The organism is Shinella pollutisoli (assembly GCF_024609765.1).
GTDB lineage: Bacteria > Pseudomonadota > Alphaproteobacteria > Rhizobiales > Rhizobiaceae > Shinella > Shinella pollutisoli.
Map to the genome: position 1 here is coordinate 142,295 of NZ_JANFDG010000008.1, position 22,807 is coordinate 165,101.

Annotated in this window: 24 protein-coding genes and 1 tRNA gene; 15 read left to right on the plus strand and 10 right to left on the minus strand. The window is 66.8% G+C overall.

Annotated features, from left to right (window positions below; all coding sequences use genetic code 11):
• Positions 1–9: 9 nt before the first annotated feature.
• The 4 genes from NNZ72_RS09000 to NNZ72_RS09015 form a co-directional block, all read right to left on the minus strand.
• On the minus strand, positions 10–216 hold the full coding sequence (locus NNZ72_RS09000; protein WP_257314953.1) for a Trm112 family protein: 207 nt from the start codon (positions 214–216) through the stop codon (positions 10–12).
• A complete protein-coding gene (locus tag NNZ72_RS09005; RefSeq protein ID WP_257314954.1) occupies positions 213–896 on the minus strand; it encodes an LON peptidase substrate-binding domain-containing protein in 684 nt (227 codons plus the stop codon). The genes NNZ72_RS09000 and NNZ72_RS09005 overlap by 4 nt, the downstream gene beginning before the upstream one ends.
• A 93-nt stretch (positions 897–989) precedes the next feature.
• On the minus strand, positions 990–1,949 hold the full coding sequence (gene trxA, locus NNZ72_RS09010; protein WP_257314955.1) for a thioredoxin: 960 nt from the start codon (positions 1,947–1,949) through the stop codon (positions 990–992).
• A gap of 70 nt (positions 1,950–2,019) precedes the next feature.
• A complete protein-coding gene (locus NNZ72_RS09015; RefSeq protein ID WP_257314956.1) occupies positions 2,020–2,520 on the minus strand; it encodes a prolyl-tRNA synthetase associated domain-containing protein in 501 nt (166 codons plus the stop codon).
• A gap of 219 nt (positions 2,521–2,739) precedes the next feature.
• Between NNZ72_RS09015 and NNZ72_RS09020 the strand changes: the two genes are divergently transcribed.
• A tRNA-Gly gene (locus NNZ72_RS09020) sits at positions 2,740–2,814 on the plus strand.
• Positions 2,815–2,985: 171 nt separating this feature from the next.
• Here the strand turns inward: NNZ72_RS09020 and NNZ72_RS09025 are convergent.
• The 5 genes from NNZ72_RS09025 to NNZ72_RS09045 form a co-directional block, all read right to left on the minus strand.
• Entirely contained in the window at positions 2,986–3,261 is a 276-nt protein-coding gene (locus tag NNZ72_RS09025; RefSeq protein WP_257314957.1) for a hypothetical protein, read from the minus strand.
• Positions 3,262–3,379: 118 nt separating this feature from the next.
• On the minus strand, positions 3,380–3,760 hold the full coding sequence (locus tag NNZ72_RS09030; RefSeq protein WP_257314978.1) for a DUF6481 family protein: 381 nt from the start codon (positions 3,758–3,760) through the stop codon (positions 3,380–3,382).
• 31 nt (positions 3,761–3,791) lie between these two features.
• Positions 3,792–4,016 carry a hypothetical protein gene (locus NNZ72_RS09035; RefSeq protein WP_257314958.1) on the minus strand — a complete coding sequence of 75 codons (225 nt, stop codon included), beginning with the start codon at positions 4,014–4,016 and terminating at the stop codon, positions 3,792–3,794.
• A gap of 135 nt (positions 4,017–4,151) precedes the next feature.
• Positions 4,152–4,361, minus strand: a complete 210-nt coding sequence (locus NNZ72_RS09040; protein WP_257314959.1) for a cold-shock protein — start codon at positions 4,359–4,361, stop codon at positions 4,152–4,154.
• Positions 4,362–4,727: 366 nt separating this feature from the next.
• Positions 4,728–5,483, minus strand: a complete 756-nt coding sequence (locus NNZ72_RS09045) for an NYN domain-containing protein (RefSeq protein WP_257314979.1) — start codon at positions 5,481–5,483, stop codon at positions 4,728–4,730.
• Between the two features lie 533 nt (positions 5,484–6,016).
• On the opposite strand from NNZ72_RS09045, the gene NNZ72_RS09050 reads away from it, so the two are divergent.
• The 13 genes from NNZ72_RS09050 to NNZ72_RS09110 all read left to right on the plus strand — a co-directional run bounded on the left by NNZ72_RS09050 (position 6,017) and on the right by NNZ72_RS09110 (position 20,390).
• Positions 6,017–7,423, plus strand: a complete 1,407-nt coding sequence (locus NNZ72_RS09050) for an LLM class flavin-dependent oxidoreductase (RefSeq protein ID WP_257314960.1) — start codon at positions 6,017–6,019, stop codon at positions 7,421–7,423.
• A 123-nt stretch (positions 7,424–7,546) separates the two neighbouring features.
• A complete protein-coding gene (locus NNZ72_RS09055; protein ID WP_257314961.1) occupies positions 7,547–8,347 on the plus strand; it encodes an ABC transporter ATP-binding protein in 801 nt (266 codons plus the stop codon).
• Positions 8,344–9,225, plus strand: a complete 882-nt coding sequence (locus NNZ72_RS09060; protein WP_257314962.1) for a branched-chain amino acid ABC transporter permease — start codon at positions 8,344–8,346, stop codon at positions 9,223–9,225. The genes NNZ72_RS09055 and NNZ72_RS09060 overlap by 4 nt, the downstream gene beginning before the upstream one ends.
• A 3-nt stretch (positions 9,226–9,228) precedes the next feature.
• Positions 9,229–10,296, plus strand: coding sequence for a branched-chain amino acid ABC transporter permease (locus NNZ72_RS09065; RefSeq protein ID WP_257314963.1), 1,068 nt, complete (start codon positions 9,229–9,231; stop codon positions 10,294–10,296).
• A gap of 4 nt (positions 10,297–10,300) precedes the next feature.
• Complete coding sequence (locus NNZ72_RS09070) at positions 10,301–11,629, plus strand: ABC transporter substrate-binding protein (protein WP_257314964.1); 1,329 nt, start codon at positions 10,301–10,303, stop codon at positions 11,627–11,629.
• A 40-nt stretch (positions 11,630–11,669) separates the two neighbouring features.
• Positions 11,670–13,016 (plus strand): ABC transporter substrate-binding protein, encoded by a 1,347-nt coding sequence (locus tag NNZ72_RS09075; protein ID WP_257314965.1) that lies wholly within the window; start codon positions 11,670–11,672, stop codon positions 13,014–13,016.
• Positions 13,017–13,069: 53 nt separating this feature from the next.
• Entirely contained in the window at positions 13,070–13,852 is a 783-nt protein-coding gene (locus NNZ72_RS09080) for an ABC transporter ATP-binding protein (protein WP_257314966.1), read from the plus strand.
• A 41-nt stretch (positions 13,853–13,893) separates the two neighbouring features.
• Complete coding sequence (locus NNZ72_RS09085; RefSeq protein WP_257314967.1) at positions 13,894–15,123, plus strand: acyl-CoA dehydrogenase family protein; 1,230 nt, start codon at positions 13,894–13,896, stop codon at positions 15,121–15,123.
• Between the two features lie 5 nt (positions 15,124–15,128).
• A complete protein-coding gene (locus NNZ72_RS09090; RefSeq protein ID WP_257314968.1) occupies positions 15,129–16,190 on the plus strand; it encodes a methionine ABC transporter ATP-binding protein in 1,062 nt (353 codons plus the stop codon).
• A complete protein-coding gene (locus tag NNZ72_RS09095) occupies positions 16,180–16,839 on the plus strand; it encodes a methionine ABC transporter permease (RefSeq protein ID WP_257314969.1) in 660 nt (219 codons plus the stop codon). Before NNZ72_RS09090 ends, NNZ72_RS09095 begins: the two co-directional genes overlap by 11 nt.
• A 20-nt stretch (positions 16,840–16,859) precedes the next feature.
• A complete protein-coding gene (locus NNZ72_RS09100) occupies positions 16,860–17,672 on the plus strand; it encodes a MetQ/NlpA family ABC transporter substrate-binding protein (protein ID WP_257314970.1) in 813 nt (270 codons plus the stop codon).
• A 73-nt stretch (positions 17,673–17,745) separates the two neighbouring features.
• Entirely contained in the window at positions 17,746–19,011 is a 1,266-nt protein-coding gene (locus tag NNZ72_RS09105) for an SfnB family sulfur acquisition oxidoreductase (RefSeq protein WP_257314971.1), read from the plus strand.
• 11 nt (positions 19,012–19,022) lie between these two features.
• Positions 19,023–20,390: an LLM class flavin-dependent oxidoreductase gene (locus NNZ72_RS09110; RefSeq protein WP_257314972.1), complete on the plus strand. Its 1,368-nt coding sequence runs from the start codon at positions 19,023–19,025 to the stop codon at positions 20,388–20,390.
• Positions 20,391–20,693: 303 nt separating this feature from the next.
• Here the strand turns inward: NNZ72_RS09110 and gcvA are convergent, their stop codons facing one another.
• Positions 20,694–21,602 carry a transcriptional regulator GcvA gene (gene gcvA / locus NNZ72_RS09115; RefSeq protein ID WP_257314980.1) on the minus strand — a complete coding sequence of 303 codons (909 nt, stop codon included), beginning with the start codon at positions 21,600–21,602 and terminating at the stop codon, positions 20,694–20,696.
• A 277-nt stretch (positions 21,603–21,879) separates the two neighbouring features.
• On the opposite strand from gcvA, the gene NNZ72_RS09120 reads away from it, so the two are divergent.
• The gene (locus tag NNZ72_RS09120) at positions 21,880–22,671 is read left to right on the plus strand and encodes a DMT family transporter (RefSeq protein ID WP_306766236.1); all 792 of its coding nucleotides are present in this window, start codon (positions 21,880–21,882) and stop codon (positions 22,669–22,671) included.
• Positions 22,672–22,807 lie beyond the last annotated feature (136 nt).

The following is a 22,807-nucleotide window of genomic DNA, read 5'->3' on the forward strand; positions in this document are numbered from 1 at the left end:
CGGCCCGCCTCAGTCCTTGATCTCGCGCGCCTCCGAGATCAGCATGATCGGCACGCCGTCGCGGATCGGATAGGCGAGCCTCGCCTTTTCCGAGACGAGCTCGCCCGCCTCCGCGTCGTAGACGAGGCGGCCCTTCGTCAGCGGACAGACGAGAAGCTCGAGCAGCCGGGGATCGACCCGGCTCGTGTCGGCGGCCGTCGGTCCCCGCGCCGTCATTGCAGCACGGTGTCCACGTCGCCGTAGCTGCGGGCGAGCACGATCTCGGTGATCGCGATCAGCATCTCCGCCCGCGTCTTGAGGTCGGAGGCCTCCAGCAGCGCCTGCTTTTCCGCAGGCCCGTAGGGCGACATCATCGCCATGGAATTGACGAGCGTGGTGTTGCTCGCCCGCTCGACGCTCTCCCAGTCCGCCTCCAGCTTGTTGGCGTCGAGATAGGCCTTGAAGGCGGCGAGCAGCGCCTCGCGGTCGACGCTCTGCTCCTCGTCGTCGACGCCGGAGAGGTCGGCGATGAAGGGCGCGATGCGGAAGCTGCGGTAGGAGCGGTCGCCGCGCATCTCCTCGATCAGCCGGTAGCGGCAGACACCCGTCAGCGAGACGATGTAGCGCCCGTCGCCCGTTTCGGCGAAGGAGGTGATGCGGCCGATGCAGCCGACCTCGCAGAGCGCCGGCATGTCGGTCACCGGGTCGTCGGTGCGGTACTCGCCGAAGACCGGCTGCACCATGCCGATCAGCCGGTGCGAGGCGAGCGCGTCGTCGATCATGGAAAGGTAGCGCGGCTCGAAGATGTTGAGCGGGAGCTGGCTGCCCGGCAGCAGCAGGGCGCCGGTCAGCGGAAAGACCGGGATGACCTCGGGCAGGTCCTCCGACTTCAGATAGCGCGCATTTCCCACATGCATGGCATTGCCTTCCCGATATCCCGGCGGCCCCGCCGCTTCTCTCCGCAATGTGGTGCGGGCACGGCGTTTCTCAAGGGACGCCCGCGGCAGCCCTCAGGAAAAAAGGATCGACGAGAGCTTGCGCCGCGCGGCGATCGTCGCCGGATCCTTCGGTCCCCAGACCTCGAAGAACTGCAGGAGCTCGCGCCGCGCGCCGTCGTCCTCGAACGTGCGGTCGCGCTTCATGATCATCAGCAGATGATCGGCCGCCGCCTGGCGGTCGCCCTCGACATTGCGGATCTTGGCGAGCTTCATGCGGGCGGCATGGTCGTCCGGATCGAGCGCCAGCACGTGTTCGAGCGCTGCCGGATCGCCGAGCTTGCGCGCCTCCTCGATCTGGTCGAGTTTCTTTACGACGGCCGAGACGGCCGGATCGGCGGCAAGCGCCTCCGACAGGCCGGAGAGCGCCTGGCGGGCGTTCTCGGGCTGGCCGGCGGCGATCATGCATTCGGCGATGCCGGCGAGGGCTTGGGCGTTCTCCGGATCGGCCTGCAGCAGCGCGCCGTAGAGATCGGCGGCCCCCGCAAGATCCTTCGCCTCGAAGAGCGCCCCGGCCTCGGCGAGCAGCGCCTCGATCTCGGCCTGCTCGTCCGCGCCGGCGGGGCCGGCGATCTTGTCGATGAACTGGCGGATCTGGCTTTCCGGCACCGCGCCCATGAAGCCGTCCACCGGCCGACCGCCGACGAAGGCGACGACGGCGGGGATCGACTGGATGCCGAGCTGGCCCGGGATGGAGGGATGGTCGTCGATGTTGAGCTTGACGAGCTTCACGCGGCCGGCGGCCTCGCGCACCACCTTCTCGATGACGGGCTGCAGCTGCTTGCACGGTCCGCACCAGGGCGCCCAGAAATCGACGAGGACGGGCTGCTGGCGCGAGGCTTCGAGCACGTCGCGGCCGAAATTCGCCGTCGTCGTGTCCTTGACGGGATCGTCGGCCGGCGCCGCCCCGTAATTGGCCGAAACGTTCATCGCGCCGCCATAGGGCGATGCATAGGGGTTGTCGCCTGCACTCATGCTCTGCTCCCGCAGGGCGCGCTTCCGCCCCGCCTTCTGTACCGTTGCGATCTCGTCCTGAAATCGTATGTCAGGACGCGACTTTCAAGACAAGCGGCTCGTGCCCCGTCGCCGCGATGAAGGCGAGAAGGTCCTTCGCGCCGATCGAGGTGGTGGCGTCGTTGCGCAGCGGATGGGCGTTGATCACGTCGAAGCCCATCAGCGCCTCGTCGATGACGATCTTCACCCTGTGCTCCACGTCGTTGATGACGCCGAAGGCCGTCACCGCGCCCGGGATGACGCCGAGATAGTCCATCAGCTTCTCCGGCCTGCCGAAGGAGACGCGGCCCGCCGCGCCGATGACCGTGTGCACCGTCTTGAGGTCCACCGTCGCATGCTCCTCGACGGTGAGCAGGAAATAATTGTCCTTCTTGTCCTTCACGAACAGGTTCTTGGTGTGCCCGCCGGGGATCTCGTCGCGCAGCGCCACCGATTCGGCGACCGTGAAGACGGGCGCATGCTCCCTCGTGCTGTGGGCGATGCCGAGGTGATCGAGAAACTGGAAGAGATCCTTGTCCGTCTTCGGCTGCATGGCGGTCCTTCTCGTCTGCTGCAATGGCGATACCCGCTGATAGAGCCTCGCCGTCCCGCGCGCAACGCCGGCCCGATCCGCCCGCGGACAGGCCCCCGAATTTTTCTCCGGAATCCGAATTTTCCCTGTTGCATTTGCCGGAGGCTTCCGCCATATAGCGCCCGTCGCCGCAACGAAAGCGACCTTCGGCCACCGACTACCCCCGGCCGTCGACGATGAGCGGGTGTAGCTCAGGGGTAGAGCACAACCTTGCCAAGGTTGGGGTCGGGCGTTCGAATCGCCTCACCCGCTCCAAATCTCTTAAGCCCTCCAAGCCTCGGCTCTGCCCGAGGCTTTTGTGTTTTCCGGCGTGGTTATTCGAGGATGCTGCAGGCGCAATACGATTCGGAGGGGCACATGAAGAACCAATATGCCGCGGGCGCAGGCATCGCTCGTACGGGCCGGGAACAGGCTCTCCAGCCTTGATCAGGCGCGATCAAATGTGAACGATGTCAGCAGCGTGGTGACGAAATTGCTCGCCTTGTCCTTGACGAGCACTTCCGTCCATTCATCCGTCCCGCGCAGCCGCAGATCCATGTAGATGCTGTCGACGGCGGCCTCCTCGATGCGCTTGATGTTTCCGAGGAACGCAGCCTCCCCGTCCGCGTGATACATGTCGCGGATGACCATCCGCAGGATTTCCTGAATCGCGATCTGCCAGGCTGTGTTGATTGCCTGGAGCTCACCGGTGTTTTCTGTCATGGGAGGCTCCTTTCGGTGTGACGGATCTCCAGCAGCGGATCATGCCGTGCTGGTGGTTGCAGATTGCAACGAGGTCGGAAGAAACCGCATCCGCCGCACCGGTCGGCGTCGCCGCCGATCAGGCCCGCCTGGCCTTGCGGTTGGCGTAGCGCCGATCGCGCTCGGCCTTGCGGGCGGCCTCGTCCTCGAGCACCCGTGCGATGCGGTTTCTTTCCGCTGCCTCGCGCGCATCGGTTTCGGCGCGCGCTGCGGCATCCGCGGCCGCCTGCCGCTCGGCGGCCTCGGCCGCCCGGCGTTCGGCCTCGTCGCGTTTCATCCGCTCGCGTTCGAGACGCCGCTCCTCCCTGGCCGCCGCGACGGCCATGCGTTCCGCCTGTCTCGCCGATCTGGCGGGTTCGGCGGCGGCCGCTGCCGCACGATAGGCATTCAGGAGAGCGGTCTTCGCTTCCGCGGCCGCGATACGGCGATCGGAAAGGTCGTTGTTTCTGGCGTTTTTCAAATCTTTGTCCTGGAGATGGCGTTGCAACACGTCAGGCCGTCATGGCCCGTTTCGCGAGGAGAGAGGCGGCCGCCGCCTCGCGGTCCTTCAATTCCTTCGCAAGGCGGACTTCACGAAGCCGCCGGGTCTTCTCCTCGCGGGCCTGGACGAGGGAATCGAGTTCCTCGACGGCGCTGTTTCGGGCGAAGAATTGCGATTGCGCATTGGCGAAGGCGATCTCCGCCTTCTGGCGGGATTTGCTATGTGTCTGTGACATGGTCTTTTCCGGATTGGACGCCGCAGGGTGCCGCGGCAACAAAAAAGGCCAGGCAATCTGCCTGACCTTGCCGGTATCGTGCTCTCGACACTGCCGGTACATCCGTGGTCAACGGAGAGCGGATACCGGGATGGTTCAGGCGGCCTGCAGGTTGCAGGCCGACATCTTGCCCGACTTGTTGTCGCGCTCCAGGTCGTAGCCGATCTTCTGGCCTTCGACGAGCTCGCGCATTCCGGCGCGCTCGACGGCGGAGATGTGGACGAACGCATCGGCGCCGCCGTTGTCAGGCTGGATGAAGCCGAAGCCCTTGGTGGAATTGAACCATTTAACTGTGCCGGTGGTCATGACGAACCCTTTCATGGCATAGGAGAACCGCAGCGCCCGAGGCGCTGCAGACGGGATAGCGATTTTTGAAAGAAAAGGTTCGTTCAGGGCGCGGTTGCCAGATGCGCGATAACCAAAGCTCAGCAAGCAAATATCGACAGCCGGCATATAGGCCGGCACCGTCGGGTTGTCAACTTTTAGTTTTCGGGCACCGGCTTTCCTCGGTGCATGGTTGTAGTCCGAGGCCCTTCGCGAGCAGGTCGCGATTGCCGCCTTGCGGGCTTTTGGACTTCATCGTGCCGTGCGAAACCACTCAGCCATGTTCCCGCCCGACGAGGAGCGGGGCGCCTCGACCGATGATGCCGACAAGCCCTCTCAGCCCTTGGGCTACGAAGGGTTGGCCTTCTGTCTTTTCCGCGCCGCGGGCCTGATCCTGATGCGCAGCGCGCCACCCTGGGGATGGTCGATCTCGAAAGCATTCGTCTTGCGGACGAGATCGCTCAGCTTGCGGAAGCCGTAGGTCCGTGGATCGAAATCGGAGGCGAGATTGGCCAGGTGCGTACCGACCGTGCCGAGCGGAACCCAGCCGTCCTCGCTCTCCATCTGCGCGATGACTTTCCGGATGATCGGCACGGCAGCCGACGGAGGCTGCAGCGACTTCGCACTCGGGGCCGCCTCGGGCTCGTTCGCCGGCGCGGACGGCAGCAGGTTTTCCGTATAGACGAACCGCCGGCAAGCCTGCCGGAAGCTCTCGGGCGTCTTCTGCTCGCCGAAGCCGAATACATCGATGCCCTGCTCGCGGACACGCGCCGCGAGCCGGGTGAAGTCGCTGTCGGAGGAAACGAGGCAGAACCCGTCGAAGCGGCCGCTGTGCAAGAGGTCCATCGCGTCGATGACGAGCGTGATGTCCGACGCATTCTTGCCGGTCGTGTAGGCGAACTGCTGCTGGGGGATGATCGCATGCTTGGACAGCACGTCGGCCCATGCCTTCGAACGCGCACTGGAGAAGTCGCCGTAAATGCGCCGGACACTGGCCTCCCCGATCTTGGCGATTTCCTCGAACAGGCCGTCCGCGATCTTCGCGGAGGCATTGTCGGCATCGATCAGGACGGCAAGGCGGGGCGAGCGGGATTCGGACGGCATGGGGAACTCTCTATCAGGTGGACGCACGTTGCGTTTTCGACGACTTCGGATCGCCACAGGTTGCGGCCGGCAAAATCCGCCGGTCCGCGACCGGACCTCCGAGGATGGTCGAATATAGTCGCATGTCAAATCTCCAGGAGGGACATAAGGATCGATCATGCCTTGTTCGCAACTCGATTGAAGCGCACGGTTTGCCCTCGTTGATTTGGCCGATATGGCTTGTGCGGTGTCGAGACCCGCCATCTTATTCCGAATTCTCGATAGCGACCGTGTCGCGCCGGATCTGCGCGACCTTTTGCCGTCCAAGGCCGGGAGCCGCGTTTTCCCGCGCCGATGGCGGACATGCCGGCGATCGGAAGATCGGTTCCGCAATCGCCCATCAACAGGTTCCGGATTCATGAACCTCACACGTTTCGCGCGGCGCGCCGGGCAGAAAATTGTTTCAACATAAAATCTATAAAAATAATAGATTTCCTATCTTGATCGATCCTGAGCTTCTAGGGTGCCGCATCAATCGATGATCGGGACCGCTCATGACGAAAACCATACGCTTCAACGCCTTCGAGATGAACTGCGTGGGGCACCAGTCGCCGGGGCTCTGGCGTCATCCGCGCGACCGGTCCTGGCAATACAAGGATCTGGAATACTGGACGGACCTCGCCAGGCTCTTGGAAACGGGCTTCTTCGAGTCCGTCTTCATCGCCGACGTGGTCGGCTACTACGATGTCTACAAGGGCAATCTCGACAACGCGCTGCTGCAGGGCGTGCAGATCCCGGTGAACGATCCGCTGCAGCTCGCCAATCCGATCGCCCAGGCGACGCAGCATCTCGGCATCGGCATCACCGCCTCAACCAGCTTCGAGCATCCCTATACCTTCGCGCGCCGCCTTTCGACGGCCGATCACCACACCAAGGGGCGCGTCGGCTGGAACATCGTGACCTCCTATCTCGAAAGCGGCGCGAAGAATGTCGGGCAGGGCGGCCTTCGCTCGCATGACAACCGCTACGACGTGGCGACGGAATATGTGGAAGTCCTCTACAAGCTGTTCGAGGGAAGCTGGGAGGAGGGTGCGGTCATCCGCGACAAGGAGCGCGGCATCTTCGCCGACCCCTCGAAGATCCACGAGATCGGCCACAAGGGCAAGTATTTCGACGTGCCGGGCTATCACCTCAGCGAGCCCTCGCCGCAGCGCACGCCCGTGCTCTTCCAGGCGGGTGCCTCCGGCGCCGGCAAGCAGTTCGCCGCGGGACACGCGGAATGCGTCTTCATCTCGACGCCGCTGAAGGACGCAACGCGCGCCTATGTGTCGGACATCCGCCAGCGCGCGGCCGCGCAGGGACGCGACCCGAAGAAGGTGCTGATCTACGCCATGGCGACGATCATCGTCGACGAGACCGACGAGAAGGCACGGGCGAAATACGAGGAATACGTCAAATACGCCTCCTATGACGGCGCGCTGGTGCTGATGTCCGGCTGGACCGGCATCGACTTCGGCCACTACAAGCCGGCCGACACCGTCAGGAAGGTCGAGACGAACGCCATCATCTCGGCCGTCGAGCATCTTTCCGAAGGCAACAAGGTCTGGACGATCGAGGAACTGGCGAAATGGGGCGGCATCGGCGGGCTCGGGCCGCTCTTCGTCGGCTCGCCCTCGACGATCGCCGATCTCCTGCAGGAATGGGTCGAGGAAACCGATATCGACGGCTTCAACCTCGCCTATGCGCTCGCCCACGACACGTTCGCCGACGTCATCGGCTACGTGGTGCCGGAACTGCAGAAGCGCGGCGTCTATGCGACGGGATACCGGGACGGCACGCTGCGCGAGAAGCTGTTCGGCGAGGGGCCGTATCTGCCCGAAAGCCATCCGGCCCATCGCTTCAGGGATATCGAAAGGGTGAAGCGGGAGGAGGCCGCGAAAGCCGCCGGCCACGCCGCCTGACAGGAAAATGCGCCGGCCGGAGATGGCCGGCGATCCATCCGGAAAAACAGTTGCCACGCCGTGAACGACCGGTTCCGGCGAGGGCGGAGCCATGCGCTCGCACCACCGAAAGGACGGAGCCAGATGCCGATGCGTGAAGATCCGCTTCCCGCCCTCGAAGTGAGAAACGTCTCGCTGTCCTTCAAGGGCGTCAAGGCGATCTCGGACCTGACCTTCCAGGTCGAGCGGCAGGAGATCTGCGCCCTGATCGGCCCGAACGGCGCCGGCAAGAGCTCGCTGCTCAACATCCTCAACGGCGTCTATGTGCCGGATTCCGGCGAGATCGTCTTCGAGGGCGAGCATTTCCGGCGCATGCATCCGCTGGAGGCGGCGCGGCGCGGCATCGGCCGCGGCTTCCAGAACAATGCGCTCTTCTCCGGCATGAGCGTGCTCGACAACGTGATCGCCGGCCTTTCCCGCCATTCGCGCGCGACGCTGGTGGAGGAGGCCTTCCGCCTGCCGCGGGCGCGCGGCGAGGAACGGCGCTTCCGCGAGCGGGCGCATGAGGTGCTGCGGCTTTTCGACCTGGAGCGCCACGCCGCCACCCTGGTCGGCACCCTGCCGTACGGCGTGCAGAAGAAGGTGGAGATCGCGCGCGCCATCGCCGCCGAGCCGCGCCTTCTGCTGCTCGACGAGCCGCTGGCCGGCATGAACGCCGCCGAAAAGCAGGAGATCGCCGCCGTCATCGCAAGGCTCAACACGGAATTGAAGCTGACCATCGTGCTGATCGAGCACGACATCGGCATCGTGCTGAAGCTCGCCCATCACGTCGTGGTGCTCGACTACGGCCGCAAGCTCGCCGACGGCCCGCCGGAGGCGATCCGCGACGACCCCGACGTCATCGCCGCCTACCTCGGCTCCGAACACGCGGAGATCGCCGCATGAGCATGTTTGTCGAAACCCTGATCGGCGGCCTGCTCGCCGGCACCATGTATTCGCTGGTCGCCATCGGCTTCGTGCTGATCTACAAGGCCTCCGGCGTCTTCAACTATGCGCAGGGCTCGCTTCTCCTCTTCGCCGCGCTCACCTTCGTCACGCTGACGGATCAGGGCGTGCCGGCCTTCGGCGCCGTCGCGCTGACCATCGCGCTCCTGGTCGCGACCGCGATCGCCATCGAGAAGCTGCTCCTGCGCCCGCTCACCAACCGCAGCCCGATGACGCTGTTCATGGCGACGCTCGGCCTTTCCTATGTGGTGGAGGGCGCGGCGCAGGGCATCATGGGCTCGCAGGTCCGCGCGCTGAACCTCGGCATCGACGACCTGCCGATCTTTCTCGGCGACATCATGATCAGCCAGTTCGACCTGATCGCCGCCGGCGTGGCGCTGGCGCTCGTCGTGGTGCTCTCGCTGCTCTTCAATCGCACGCGCATCGGCATCCAGCTCCGCGGCGTGGCGGACGACACGCGCGCCGCGCTCTCGCTCGGCATCGACATCAACCGCATCTGGCAGATCGTCTGGACGGTCGCCGGCCTCGTCGGCCTCGTCGCGGGCCTGCTGTGGGGCGCGCGTCAGGGCGTGCAGTTCTCGCTCTCGCTCGTGGTGTTGAAGGCGCTGCCGGTGCTCATCATCGGCGGCTTCACCTCGATTGCCGGGGCCATCGTCGGCGGGCTGATCGTCGGAGCGGGGGAGAGCCTGGCCGAGACCTATGTCGGCCCGTTCCTCGGCGGCGGCATCACGTCCTGGTTCGCCTATGCGCTCGCGCTGGTCTTCCTCTTCATCCGCCCCGCCGGCCTGTTCGGCGAACGGCAAATCGAAAGGGTCTGATCCATGTCCGAGATAGACGTGCGCGCGGCGGCCGAACCGCTGGACAGCATCGGCCTCAAGGCCGTGGCGGGGGCCGCGGCCGCGGCTCTCGTGCTGGCGGCGCCCTTCCTCGCCTCCGAGTACTGGATCAACGCGATCATCGTGCCGTTCCTGATCCTCTCGCTCGCCGGCCTCGGCCTCAACCTCCTGACCGGCTACGCGGGGCAGATCTCGCTCGGTGCCGGCGCCTTCATGATGGTGGGCGCCTATGCCACCTTCTCGCTCCAGCTCCGCGTGCCGGACCTGCCTTTGCCGCTCGCGCTCGTCGTCGCCGGCATCGTCGCCGGCGCGGTGGGCCTCGCCTTCGGCATCCCCTCGACGCGCATCAAGGGCTTCTACCTGATCGTCAGCACGCTCGCCGCGCAGTTCTTCTTCGAGTGGCTGTTCCTCAAGTTCCCGTGGTTCTACAACGGCAACTCCTCCGCGACGATCTCGCTGTCGCGCGGTCTCTCGTTCTTCGGGCTCGACCTCAACCATCCGCACGGCCGCTACTATCTCACGCTCGGCATCGTCACGCTGCTGACGCTGCTGTCGTTCAACCTCGTGCGCAGCCAGACGGGGCGCAACTGGATGGCGATCCGCGACATGGACACGGCGGCGGCCGTGATCGGCGTGCCGATCGTGCGCGCCAAGCTCCAGGCCTTCGCCGTGTCGAGCTTCATCCTCGGCATCGCCGGCGCGCTCTGGGCCTTCGCCTATCTCGGCTCGGCAAGCGTCCAGAGCTTCGGGCTGACGCGCTCCTACCAGATCCTCTTCATCATCATCATCGGCGGGCTCGGCACCATCCGCGGCGCCTATCTCGGCGCGGCCTTCGTCAGCCTGCTCCCGCTCGCCCTCGACTGGCTGTTCCAATACGTCTTCAGCGGCCGCGTCGACGCCGGCCTGCTCCAGAACATCCAGAAGGCCATCTTCGGCATCCTCATCGTCTGGTTCCTCATCAAGGAACCGGAGGGGCTGTCGCGCCTGCTCGGCCTGCGGCGTGCCAATGGCGGCCGCCGCAGCCTCTTCCCGTCATCGCTCAAGGAGAATTGAACCCATGAAACGACTGCTGATCGCCGCGCTTCTCGCCGGCACCGTCTTCTCCGGCACCGCACCCGCCTCGGCGGCCGATGTCAGCCAGTACATCCCGCTGCCGACCTACCGCGTCGGCGCCTACGCCTCCTCCGGCGAACTGTGGTGGGCCGGCGAGCGCGACTATTTCCGCTACATCAACGAAGTGGAAGGCGGCGTCGAGGGCGTGAAGCTCGACTACGAGGAATTCGAGACCGAGTGGAGCCCGGACCGCACCGTCGAGGTCTACGAGCGCGTGAAGGCGGGCAAGAACGGTTCACCGCTCGCCTTCTTCTTCACCCACGGCACGCCGGCGACCTACGCGCTTCTCGAAAAGGCCGCGGCCGACAGGATCCCGCTGATCGACCCGGCCGGCGGCAAGACGGAGACGGTCGACGGAACGGTCTTCCCCTATGCCTTCCCGTTGCTCTTCAGCTACTACAGCCAGGCCTCGACCGGCATCAACTACATCGCCTCCAAGGTCGGCGGCCACGACAAGCTCAAGGGCCTGAAAATCGCCACCGTCTACCACGACAGCGCCTACGGCCGCGCCAGCCAGCCGGCCGTCGAGGTGCTGGCCGGGAAATACGGCTTCGAGAACATCCAGATCCCGGTCGCCGATCCCGGCAACGAGCAGTCGCCGCAATGGCGCCAGATCCGCGAGCAGAAACCCGACTGGATATTCCTGCGCACCTGGGGCGTCTCCACCGTCGTCGCGCTCAAGACGGCGCAGCGCTTCGGCTTTCCGGCCGACCGCATCATCGGCGACGTCTGGGCGGGTTCCGAATCCGACACCATCCCCGCCGGCGCCGCCGCGGTCGGCTATTCGGCGCTCGCGCCCTATCCGGGCGGCACCGGCTTCGAGATCCACAAGCGCCTCAAGGCCGAGATCCTCGACAAGGGCAAGTCGGATCTGCGCGACCCGAAGCTCTTCGGCGCGGTGAACTACAATATCGGCCTCGTCAACGCGGCGCTCGCCGTGGAGGCCCTGCGCACCGGCTACAAGCACTTCGGCGCCCGTCCGCTCAACGGCGAGGAAGGGCGCTGGGCCTTCGAGCACCTGACCATCGACGACAAGCGGCTCGAGGAGATCGGCTTCAAGGGCCTGCTGCAGCCGATCCGGATCACGCCCCACGACCACGAAGGCGGCGGCGCGGCGCGCATCCAGAGCTGGGACGGCGAGAAGTGGGTCCTTCAGACCGACTGGATCAAGGCCGACCACGAGCTCCTCAACCCGCTGATCAAGGCGGGCGCCGAGGCCTACGCCAAGGAACACGGCATCACGCCGCGCACGCCCGAAACCGAAACCAACTGATCGAGAACGACCGTTCACGGCCGGCTACAGGAGATATTCCATGCTCAAGACACTTCTGCGCGGCGCGATCGCCGCTGCGGCCACCACGCTGATCCTCGCCGGTACGGCGCAGGCGATCGAAACCACGCCGGGACCGGACGGCGACAAGCAGTTCTTCCCAATCGCCAGCTATCGCGTCGGCCCCTACGCCGCCTCGGGCGCCTCGATCTGGGCGGGCCGCATCGACTACTACCGCTACATCAACGAGGTCGAGGGCGGCATCAACGGCGTGCCAATCGTCTGGCAGGAATGCGAGACGGAATGGACCGCCGAAAAGGGCATCGAGTGCTACGAGCGCTTCAAGCGCGGCCTCAACGGCGCGCCGGTTTCCGCCTATTTCCCGAACGGCGCGCCGGCGGCCTATGCGCTTTCCGACCGCGCGGCGCAGGACAGGATTCCGCTGGTGACGCTCGCCTACGGCCGCACGGAAGCGACCGACGGCCGCGTGTTCCCCTATATCTTCCCCGTCATGGTGACGTTCTACAGCGAGGCCTCGGCCGTCGTGAACTACATCGCCGAGCGGGAAGGCGGCCACGACAAGCTCAAGGGCAAGAAGATCGCGACCGTCTATCACGACAGCGCCTACGGCCGCGAGACCATCGACCCGCTGGCGCTGCTGGCGGAGAAATACGGCTTCGAGAACATCCAGATCCCGGTCGCCGATCCCGGCAACGAGCAGTCGTCGCAGTGGCGGCAGGTGCGCGAGCAGAAGCCGGACTGGGTGTTCCTGCGCACCTGGGGCGTGTCGACGCCGGTCGCCATCAAGACCGCGCAGCGCTTCGGCTTCCCGGCCGACCGCATCATCGGCGACGTCTGGGCCTCCTCCGAAGAGGACGTCATCCCGGCGGGCGACGCCGCCAGGGGCTACCTGGCGCTGACGCCCTACCCGGCCGGCGCGGATTTCGAGATCCACAAGCGCCTGAAGCAGCACATCATCGACACCGGCAAGTCGGACCTGCGCGACACCAAGGCCTTCGGCAGCGTCTACTACAATTCCGGTCTCGTGGACGCGCTGATCTCCGTCGAGATCGTCCGGCAGGCGCAGGCGAAGTTCGGCAACCGGCCGGTCACCGGCGAGGAAGGCCAGTGGTCGCTCGAACAGCTCAGGCTGGACGACGCGGCACTTGAGAAGGCCGGTTTCCTCGGGCTCGTCCAGAACCTGCAGCTGACGCCCGCCGACCACGAGGGCGGCGGCGCCGTGCGCGTGCAGCAGTGGAACGGCGAGAAGTGGGAGCTCGTCAGCGACTGGGTGCAGGCCGACCGCGAAACGCTCCGCCCGCTGATCGACGCGAAATCCGAGGCCTATGCCAGAGAGCACGGCATCACGCCGCGCGACGTGAGCAATTGACCTTCATCCGGCCGGGGCGGCACACCGTCCCGGTCCTTCCCTGGAGATCGACGATGAGCACTTCGCCTGAAACCGCAGCACCGAACGTTGCCGGGCAGCCTTTGCTGGATGTGTCCGGCATCGAGGTCGTCTACGGCGGGGCGATCCTTGCCGTCGCGGACGTGTCGCTGACCATCGGCGCCGGCGAGATCGTGGCGCTGCTCGGCGCCAACGGTGCCGGCAAGAGCACGGTCCTGAAGGCGATTTCCGGGCTGGCGGCGGCGGACCGGGCGACCGTGCGCCGCGGCCATGTGCGCTTCGACGGCGAGGACATCCTGGGAACCGCCGCCAACCGCATCACCGCCCGCGGCATCGTGCACGTGCTCGAAGGCCGCCACGTCTTCCCGCACCTGACGGTCGAGGAAAACCTGCTCGCGGGCGCCTTCCTCCATCGTCCGGGGCGGCGCGACCTGCTGCGGCAGATCGAGGACATCTACGAGTGGTTTCCGCGCCTCAAGGACAAGCGGAAGGTCCAGGCCGGGCTCACCTCCGGCGGCGAGCAGCAGATGCTCGCCATCGGCCGCGCGCTGCTCACCCGCCCGCGGCTCGTCCTGCTCGACGAGCCGTCGATGGGGCTCGCGCCGCGCATCGTTCAGGAAATCTTCCGGATCATCGTCCGTCTCAACCGGGAGAAGGGCACGGCCTTCCTGCTCGCGGAGCAGAACGCGGCCCTCTCGCTCGCCCACGCCTCGCGCGCCTACATTCTCGAAACCGGGCGCATAGCGCTTCAAGGCGAGGCCGCGGACCTCGCGAAGCGCGACGACCTGCACCGCATCTATCTCGGAGACGCGGTCTGACGGCCGCACCCCCGCACACCACCGTTAGGAAACGCATGTCCATGTCACAGATTGATCTTGGTTGGGGCGAAGGCCCGTCGGAACGTTACGAAAGCCTTGCCGAAAAATTCCGTCCGATCTTCGCCGAGATTTCCGCCGGCGCGATCGACCGCGAACTTGGCCGCAAGCTGCCGGCCGCGGAAATCGTCAAGCTGCAGGAGGCCCGGTTCGGCGCGCTGCGCGTGCCGGAGGCCGAAGGCGGCTTCGGCGCGACGCTGCCCGAGCTGCTCAATCTGCTGATCGAGCTCTCGGCCGCGGATTCCAACATCACGCAGGCGCTTCGCGGTCATTTCGGCTTCACCGAGGATATCGTGAACAAGGCCGAAGGACCCGACCGCCGGCGCTGGACTGATCGTCTTGCCCGCGGCGAGATCGCCGGCAACGCCTGGACCGAGATCGGCGATGCCAGGCAGGATGCGTTCTCGACGGCGGTTTCCGAAAAGGACGGCAGGTTCGTCATCAACGGCCGGAAATATTACACGACCGGCTCCCTGTTCGCCGATTGGATCAATGTCGGCGTGACCGGCCTCGACGGGGAGAGCAGCACGGTGCAGGTGCGCCGCGACGATCCGGGCGTCGAGGTGGTCGACGACTGGGACGGGTTCGGCCAGATCTTGACCGCCAGCGGCACGACAACGTTCAGGGACGCCGCGGTCGATCCCGCCGATGTCGTCGCCGACGAAAACCAGTTCCGCTACGGCGCTGCCTTCTACCAGGCGGTCCATCTCGCCACGCTCGCCGGCATCGGCCGGGCACTTGCCGACGAGACGGCGGCGGCCGTCGCGAAGCGCGTGCGCCATTACTCCAACGCTGCAGGTCCGCGCTCCAGCCAGGACCCGCAGGTCCTGCAGGTCATCGGCCGGATCCGCAGCAATGCCTATGCGGCCGGCGCGATCGTGCTGCAGGTGGCGCGCGCCATCGAGCGGGCATACCGCGCCCATTTCGGCAGCGATGCCGAGGCTGAGGAGCGCGCCAACGCGATCGCCGAGATCGAGACCTCCCAGGCGCTAACCGTCGTCAGCGACCTCATCCTGGATGCCTCGACCATCGCCTTCGATGCGCTCGGCGCTTCCTCGACACGCAAGCCGAACGGCCTCGACCGGCACTGGCGCAACGCCCGCACGCTCGCCTCGCACAATCCACGCATCTACAAGGACCGCATCGTCGGCGACTTCGCCGTCAACGGCACGCCGCCGCCCTACCAGTGGCGCATCGGCGCGGCCGCGGGTTGACGGCGATGATCCGGCTCGAAGGCATCTCCAAGAGTTTCGCCGGCAAGGACGGGCCGGTCCCGGCGCTCGACGGCATCGATCTCTCGGTCGCCAGGGGCGAGATCTTCGGCATCATCGGCTCGTCCGGGGCGGGCAAGTCGACGCTGGTGCGGCTCATCAACCTCCTGGAACGGCCGACCGGCGGCGAAGTCTTCGTCGCCGGCGAGCGGGTGACGGACGCGAAGGGCGAGCGGCTGCGCGAGCTGCGCCGCTCGATCGGCATGGTGTTCCAGCACTTCAACCTGCTGAGCGCCCGCACGGTGGCCGGCAACGTCGCCTATCCGCTGGAGCTCACCGGCCGGTACGGCAAGGCCGAGATCGCCGCGCGGGTGGCCGCCCTTCTCGCCCGCGTCGGCCTGTCCGAGCATGCGCACAAATATCCCCGCCAGCTCTCCGGCGGCCAGAAGCAGCGCGTCGGCATCGCCCGGGCACTCGCCTGCGAGCCGCAGGTGCTGCTCTGCGACGAGGCGACGAGCGCGCTCGACCCGCAGACGACCGGCGCCGTGCTCGACCTGCTCCGCCAGATCAACCGCGACCTCGGCGTGACGATCGTGCTCATCACCCACGAGATGGACGTCATCCGCCGCACCTGCGACCGCGTCGCCGTGCTCGACCGCGGCCGCGTCGTCGAGGAGGGGCCGGTGACCGAGGTCTTCCTGCATCCGCGCCATGCCGCGACGCTACGGCTGGTGCGGGAAGCCGAGCCGGACGGCGGCTGGCTGGACGCTGCGGCCGCCGCCGATCTCGGCGGCCGCACCGTGCGGCTCACCTTCACGGGACCGGCCGCGCACAAGCCGATCCTCGGCCGCATCGCCCGCGAGAACGCCGTCGATTACGGCATCCTCGCCGGCCGCGTCGGCCATATCCGCGAGGCGCCCTATGCACAGTTCATCGTCTCGCTCGCCGGCCGCGACGTCGCCGGCGCGATCGCCGGGCTGAGGGCGAGCGGCGTCGACGTGGAGCTGCAGGGCGGCGACATTCCCGCTTCGCCCGCCCGGATCGAGGAAAGGCCGCGCCATGTCGTTTGAGAACATCCACTGGGGCGATATCGGCGCGGCACTCGGCCAGACGCTGGCCATGGTCGGCGGCGCCCTGCTGCTCACCGTCCTCGTCGGCCTGCCGCTCGGCATCCTGCTGTTCCTGACCGGCCGCCAGCAGCCCTTCCAGGCGCCCGTCGCCTATGGCGGCCTCTCCTTCGTGCTCAACATCATCCGCTCGGTGCCCTTCATCATCCTGCTGATCGTGCTGATGCCGGTCACCATCCTCGTCACCGGCACCTCGCTCGGCATCCGCGGCGTGATCTTCCCGCTCGTCGTCGGCACCTCGCCGTTCTTCGCGCGGCTGGTCGAGACGGCGCTGCGCGAGGTCGACCGCGGCATCGTCGAGGCGAGCCTCGCCATGGGGGCCTCGACCACGCAGACGATCTTCCGCGCCGTGCTGCCGGAGGCGCTGCCGAGCCTGCTCGCGGCCGTCACCGTCACCGCGATCGTGCTCGTCGACTACACCGCCATGTCCGGCGCCATCGGCGGCGGCGGGCTCGGCGACCTCGCCATCCGCTACGGCTACCACCGCTTCCAGACGGAGATCATGCTGGTCTGCGTCGCGATCCTCATCGTCTTCGTCCAGCTCATCCAGGCGAGCGGCAACCGCCTCGTCGCCCACTTCTCCCGTAAATGACCCGCGCTAAGGAGGACCACATGCGCATCCTGAAATCGCTCACCATCGCCGCCGGCCTGACGCTCGCCGCCCTCGGTGCCGCAAGGGCCGAGGACAAGCTCGTCGTCGGCGCCACCGCCATCCCGCATGCCGAGATCCTCGAATTCGTCAAGCCGATCCTCGCCAAGGACGGGCTCGACCTCGATATCCGCGTCTTCACCGACTACATCCAGCCGAACGCCCAGCTCGTTTCCGGCGAGCTCGACGCCAACTACTACCAGTACCGGCCGTTCCTCAACGACTACAACCGCCAGCGCGGCACGGACCTCGTGCCGATCGTCCCGGTGCATATCGAACCCTTCGTCGCCTATTCGACGAAGATCGACGCGGTCGACAAGCTTGCGGACGGCGCCACCGTCGCGATCCCCAACGACCCGGTCAACGGCGGCCGCGGCCTCCTCATCCTGCAGAAGCTCGGCCTCATCAAGGTCTCCGGCAAGCCGGAGCTGACCTCGCCGGACGATCCGCTGCCGACCGTCAAGGACGTCGTCGAGAATCCGAAGAACCTGAAGATCGTCGAGCTCGAATCCGCGCTGCTGCCGCGGGCGCTGGGCGAGGTCGACCTCGCCGCCCTCAACGGCAACTACGTCTTCGAGGCCAAGCTCGACATCTCCAAGGCGATCCTCGTCGACCGCGGCCAGGACGGATACAACGTCTGGAGCGAGTATCTCGTGACGCGCCCCGAGACGAAGGACGACCCGCGCGTCGCCAAGCTCGCCAAGGCGCTGAACAGCGAGGAGACCCGCAAGTTCATCGAGGAGCGCTACCAGGGACAGGTCGTCGCCGCCTTCTGAGGCTCCACCCTTCGCCGCCGGGCCGCGACGACCGCGGCCCGGCCCTTTCCCACGAGACGACGACGGCAAGGCCATGACCGCGACCACCGCAACCACCAGACTTCCCTCCTCCGATCCCGCGCCCGGCGAGCCCGGCTGGCTGCCGGCCCCGCCGGCTGCGGCCGCGCATGTCATCCGCGACGACGCGGAGGCGATCGCCGTCGCCGAGCGGCTGAAGCCGCTCTTTTCCGCCGAGGCGAAGGAGCGCGACCGCGACCGGCGGCTGCCGTTCTCGGAGGTCGACCTGTTCTCCCAGAGCGGACTGTGGGGCATCACCGTTCCCAGGGCCTATGGCGGCGCCGGCGTCTCGCAGGTCACGCTGGCGCAGGTCTTCGCGATCCTCGCCGCCGGCGATCCGTCGCTGACGCAGATCGCCCAGAACAGCTTCGAGATCATCGACGTCATCCGCCAGACCGGCAGCGAGGCGCAGAAGCGCGAGCTCTTCGCCGCCGTGCTATCCGGAAAGCGCCTCGGCAACGCCTTCTCCGAATTCGGCGGCAAGAACGTCGAGGCCTTCGAGACGCGGCTCGTGCGCAAGGACGACCATTTCGTGGTCTCCGGCCGCAAGTTCTATTCGACCGGCGCGCTGTTCGCCCATCTCGTGCCGATCGTCGCACTCGACGAGGAGGGGCACGTCGTCGTCGCCGTGGCCGACCGGGATGCCGAGGGACTCACGGTCGTCGACGACTGGTCGGCCTTCGGCCAGCGCACCACGGCGAGCGGCACGGTGATCCTCGACGCGGTGGTGATCCCGGCGGAGCGCGTGCTGCCCGCCCATATCGTCTACGAGAACCGGAGCGCCGTCGGCCCGCAGAGCCAGCTCATCCATGCCGCAATCGACGCCGGCATCGCCCGCGGCGCCATCGAGGCGACCATCGACTTCGTGCGCAACAACGCCCGCCCCTGGATCGACAGCGGCTCGGACCGCGCGGCGGACGATCCCTACACGATCGCCGCGATCGGCGACCTGGCGATCCGCCTGCATGCCGCCGAGGCCCTGCTCGACCGCGCCGGCCGGCAGCTCGACGAGACGATCGCCAATGTCAGCGACGAGACGATCGCCAAGGCGAAGATCGCCGTCGCCGAGGCCAAGGTGCTGACGACGGAGGTGGCGATCGCCGCCGCCAACAGGCTGTTCGAGCTCGCCGGCACCCGCTCGACGCTCGGCACGCACAATCTCGACCGGTTCTGGCGCGACGCCCGCACGCACACGCTGCACGACCCGGTGCGGTGGAAGTTCCACGCGGTCGGGCAGTACTACCTCAACGGCGTGCAGCCGCCGCTGCATTCCTGGATCTGACCGGAACCGCCATGGCGAGGGAAATCCGCCTCAACGCCTTCGACATGAACTGCGTCGGCCATATCAACCATGGCCTGTGGACCCACCCGCGCGACCGCTCGGACGAATACCGCCGGCTCGATTACTGGACGTCGCTGGCCGCCACGCTGGAGCGCGGCCTGTTCGACGGCCTGTTCCTGGCGGATATCGTCGGCGTCTACGACGTCTACCGGCAGTCCGTGGATCTCACGGCGCGGGAGGCGATCCAGCTTCCGGTCAACGACCCGCTGATGCTGGTCTCGGCCATGGCGGCGGTGACGAAGGGGCTCGGCTTCGGCGTCACCGTCAACGTGCAGGCCGAGGAGCCCTATCTCTTCGCCCGGCGCATGTCGACGCTCGACCACCTGACGGACGGCCGGATCGGCTGGAACATCGTCACCGGCTATCTCGACAGCGCCGCGCGCGCGACTGGCGCAGCCGCGCTCGGCGAGCACGACGCCCGCTACGACCGGGCGGACGACTGCCTCGATCTCCTCTATGCGCTCTGGGAGGGCGGCTGGGACGACGATGCGGTGCGCCGCGACCGCGCCGCCCGCGTCTACGCCGACCCCGCGCGCGTGCGAAAGATCCGGCACGACGGCCCCTATTATCGCGCCGAGGCCTATCACCTGAGCGAGCCGTCGCCGCAGCGCACGCCCGTCCTCTACCAGGCCGGAACCTCCGGGCGCGGCCGCCGCTTCGCCGCCCGCCACGCCGAATGCGTCTTCATCTCCTCGCCGGACAAGACGGTCGCCCGCGATGCCTCCCGCGCCATCCGCCGGGGCGCCGTCGCGGAAGGCAGGCGGGCGGACGACGTGCGCATCTTCGCCGGCATCACCGTCGTCGTCGACCGGACGGAAAAGGCGGCGCGCGAGAAATACGAGGACTATGCCCGCCACGCGAGCCCCGAGGCGGGCCTTGCGCATTTCTCCGCCGGCACCGGCATCGACTTCTCGCAATACGGCCTCGACGAGCCGATCGCCTACGGCAAGGGCAATTTCGTGCAGACCATGGTCGATCTCGCCCGCGAGCGCGGCTGGACGAAGCGCGACATCCTCGCCGGCATGCCGCTCGGCGGGCGCTACCCGCTGGTCGTCGGCGACCCCCACCAGGTCGCGGATGCCCTGGAGGCCTGGATCGACGAGGGCGAGGTCGACGGCTTCAACCTCGCCCGCACCGTGGCGCCGGAGAGCTACGAGGATTTCATCGATCTCGTCGTGCCGGTGCTGCAGGAGCGCGGCCGCTACAAGACCGCCTATGGCGAGGGTACCCTGCGCAGCCGCCTTTTCGGGGAAGGCGATCGCCTCCCGCGCCGCCACCCCGCCGCCGCGTTCCGCAGCGGCAACGCGGCGGTGGATTAAGGGCGGAGATGCTTGATCCGAGATCGCTCGGCCGTAAAAGACGGTCATCGGCATCGAAAATTCTGCCCGACCTTGCATGAATCGGCTCGGAATGGACCAATCCATGGACCAGGAAATCACAAATCCGAGAAAATGGTGCGGTTGATAGAAGCGTCCAGCTTGCCGTCCGGATGACGACGCAAGGCAGCCCCTGTACCGATTGGATAGACAGTCACTTCGAGACGCCAAAGGCCAGCCGCATGGGGTGGGCGTGATGTCCGACGAGACCGGAATCCGTTCCGGCTCGTGCCAAAAGCGGATGCCTCAGCCCTGCATGTCCCGCATGAACTCCCGCACTTCCTGCAGGATCCAGCTTCTGAACGCGCGGACCTTCGGGTCGTTTTGATTGCCGATCCGATAGATCAGGTCGTAGCCCCACTCCACCTCGAGCCGCGCCTGCGGAAAGAGGGATACCAGGCGGCCGGCGGCGAGGTCCTCCGCGACGAGAACGCTGCGGCCGAGCGCGACGCCCCCGCCACGGATCGCGGCCTCGATGGACATGCTTCCATGACTGTATCCGGGGCCGCGCATGCCGGAATGAGGCAGATGCATCATGGCGAACCACCGCTCCCACGTGGTGTTCATGCCGATCTCGTGGATGAGCCGGCATGTCGCCAGGTCCTCGACGGCCGTAAGCCCGCCCATCCTATCGCGATAGTCGGGCGAGCAGACGGGGGAGACCGTCTCGTTCATGATGCGCTCGGCGGCGGCAAAGGGATAAATGCCGTTCCCGTAACGCAGCGCCACGTCGACCTGGCTCGCCACGAAATCAACGGGTGCATCGGTCACCTCCAGATGGACGTCGAGGTCCGGGACGTTCGCCATCAGGCGGTGCAGGCGCTGCGTTAGCCACTTGCTCGCGAAGGAGACGCTGCAATTGACGACCAGGCGGGACGTGTCGCTTTTCCGGCGCAGCGCCTCGGACTCGCGCGACAGTTCCGAGAGCAGCCGCGTGACGGTGCTGAAGAAGGCCTGCCCCGCGTCGGTGAGTTCGATCCTGCGGGTCAGGCGGCGGAAGAGCGGCACGCCCAGGTGATCCTCGAGCGCCTTGATCTGGCGGCTCACGGCGCCGTGGGTCAGGTGAAGCTCCTGCGCCGCGAGCGTCATGCTCAAGCGCCGCCCGGTCGCCTCGAAGGCACGCAATGTCTGGAGCGGGGGAAGAGGATCGGCCATCGGCATATGCGTGATCCGGCGTCACGCATCCTGTGAGAACAAATGGTTTGTCGAGCGGATGAAGCCCGGCCTATGCATGGCATAGTCTCACGCCGGTGCCAATTCCGAAGGCTCTCGAAAATGTCGCAGAACTCCTTCGACGCGGCCGTCGCGTCCCGATCTCTCATGCCATCGGGCTCCCTCTCGATGAAGAGTGCCGGAGCCATGTTCCTGCTGGCGCTGATGTTGGGGGCTGTCGATCCCGATCACCAAGCTCGGCCTTGACAGCATTCCCCCCATGACGCTGACGGCGCTGCGCTTCATGGTCGCCGTGCCGCTCATGATATTGCTGGCGCGACGCAAGCTCCGGCTCCCCAGACGAGCGATCCCCGGCGTCATCGGGCTCGGCGTCATGGGCATCACGCTCGGCAACGTCGCCCAGTCCTATGGCGTGCAGGGCGCATCGGCCTCCGTCGCGACCATCCTTTCGGCGACCATCCCGCTGTTCATGGTCTTCCTCGCCGCCATCCGCTTCAGGCAGCCGGTGACGCCGTTGCAATGGGGCGGTCTCCTCACCGCCTTCCTCGGGATCGCCCTGGTGGCCGTCGGCAGCGGACCGGGCGTCGACGACACGTCGAGGACGACGGTTTCCGGCGTCGTCCTGATGCTCGTCTCGTCGGCCAGCATCGCGACCTATTACATCTGGAGCGCGGAGCTGACGGAGAAGTACGGCCTGATGCCCGTCGCGGCGTGGAACATGCTGGTCGGGCTCGTGACCGTCCTGCCGCTCGCGGGCTGGGAAATGACCCGGCAGCCTGTCCACATCACGACGGAAGCCCTGGCGGCCATCACCTATCTCGGCGTGATGGTCACCGTCGTCGGGCTGATCCTGTGGCTCTATCTCCTGAAGGTCGTCCCCGCCCGTGTCGCGGCCAGCGTCCAGTACCTTCAGCCCGTCTTCGGCATCGGCGCCAGCGCATTCCTGTTCGGGGACAGACTGGGGCTGCTGTTCGCCGCGGGCGTAGGACTGGTGCTCGCCGGGCTCGCGTTCGCCGCTTCGGGCAAGCGCGCCGGCTCTCGGGCCGCATGATCGTTGGACAGATGCGAGAATCCCCCCGCTTGGCCATTCGCCGAGCGGACTTGGCCCGCCCTCGTGGCGGGCCCTTATACATTGGAAGGCCGGAACATCGGTTACGATGTTCCGGCCTCTTGTCATTGTGGTGGTT

Excerpts from the sequence above, each read along its gene's own strand:
- NNZ72_RS09105 (WP_257314971.1), top strand. The coding sequence starts at position 17,746 with ATGACCGCGACCACCGCAACCACCAGACTTCCCTCCTCCGATCCCGCG.
- NNZ72_RS09110 (WP_257314972.1), top strand. The coding sequence starts at position 19,023 with ATGGCGAGGGAAATCCGCCTCAACGCCTTCGACATGAACTGCGTCGGC.
- NNZ72_RS09070 (WP_257314964.1), top strand. The coding sequence starts at position 10,301 with ATGAAACGACTGCTGATCGCCGCGCTTCTCGCCGGCACCGTCTTCTCC.
- NNZ72_RS09025 (WP_257314957.1), bottom strand. The coding sequence starts at position 3,261 with ATGACAGAAAACACCGGTGAGCTCCAGGCAATCAACACAGCCTGGCAG.
- NNZ72_RS09095 (WP_257314969.1), top strand. The coding sequence starts at position 16,180 with ATGTCGTTTGAGAACATCCACTGGGGCGATATCGGCGCGGCACTCGGC.
- gcvA (WP_257314980.1), bottom strand. The coding sequence starts at position 21,602 with ATGGCCGATCCTCTTCCCCCGCTCCAGACATTGCGTGCCTTCGAGGCG.
- NNZ72_RS09080 (WP_257314966.1), top strand. The coding sequence starts at position 13,070 with ATGAGCACTTCGCCTGAAACCGCAGCACCGAACGTTGCCGGGCAGCCT.
- NNZ72_RS09015 (WP_257314956.1), bottom strand. The coding sequence starts at position 2,520 with ATGCAGCCGAAGACGGACAAGGATCTCTTCCAGTTTCTCGATCACCTC.
- NNZ72_RS09040 (WP_257314959.1), bottom strand. The coding sequence starts at position 4,361 with ATGACCACCGGCACAGTTAAATGGTTCAATTCCACCAAGGGCTTCGGC.
- NNZ72_RS09005 (WP_257314954.1), bottom strand. The coding sequence starts at position 896 with ATGCATGTGGGAAATGCGCGCTATCTGAAGTCGGAGGACCTGCCCGAG.
- NNZ72_RS09075 (WP_257314965.1), top strand. The coding sequence starts at position 11,670 with ATGCTCAAGACACTTCTGCGCGGCGCGATCGCCGCTGCGGCCACCACG.
- NNZ72_RS09120 (WP_306766236.1), top strand. The coding sequence starts at position 21,880 with ATGACGCTGACGGCGCTGCGCTTCATGGTCGCCGTGCCGCTCATGATA.
- NNZ72_RS09065 (WP_257314963.1), top strand. The coding sequence starts at position 9,229 with ATGTCCGAGATAGACGTGCGCGCGGCGGCCGAACCGCTGGACAGCATC.
- NNZ72_RS09000 (WP_257314953.1), bottom strand. The coding sequence starts at position 216 with ATGACGGCGCGGGGACCGACGGCCGCCGACACGAGCCGGGTCGATCCC.
- NNZ72_RS09055 (WP_257314961.1), top strand. The coding sequence starts at position 7,547 with ATGCCGATGCGTGAAGATCCGCTTCCCGCCCTCGAAGTGAGAAACGTC.
- NNZ72_RS09100 (WP_257314970.1), top strand. The coding sequence starts at position 16,860 with ATGCGCATCCTGAAATCGCTCACCATCGCCGCCGGCCTGACGCTCGCC.
- trxA (WP_257314955.1), bottom strand. The coding sequence starts at position 1,949 with ATGAGTGCAGGCGACAACCCCTATGCATCGCCCTATGGCGGCGCGATG.
- NNZ72_RS09045 (WP_257314979.1), bottom strand. The coding sequence starts at position 5,483 with ATGCCGTCCGAATCCCGCTCGCCCCGCCTTGCCGTCCTGATCGATGCC.
- NNZ72_RS09090 (WP_257314968.1), top strand. The coding sequence starts at position 15,129 with ATGATCCGGCTCGAAGGCATCTCCAAGAGTTTCGCCGGCAAGGACGGG.
- NNZ72_RS09060 (WP_257314962.1), top strand. The coding sequence starts at position 8,344 with ATGAGCATGTTTGTCGAAACCCTGATCGGCGGCCTGCTCGCCGGCACC.
- NNZ72_RS09085 (WP_257314967.1), top strand. The coding sequence starts at position 13,894 with ATGTCACAGATTGATCTTGGTTGGGGCGAAGGCCCGTCGGAACGTTAC.
- NNZ72_RS09050 (WP_257314960.1), top strand. The coding sequence starts at position 6,017 with ATGACGAAAACCATACGCTTCAACGCCTTCGAGATGAACTGCGTGGGG.
- NNZ72_RS09035 (WP_257314958.1), bottom strand. The coding sequence starts at position 4,016 with ATGTCACAGACACATAGCAAATCCCGCCAGAAGGCGGAGATCGCCTTC.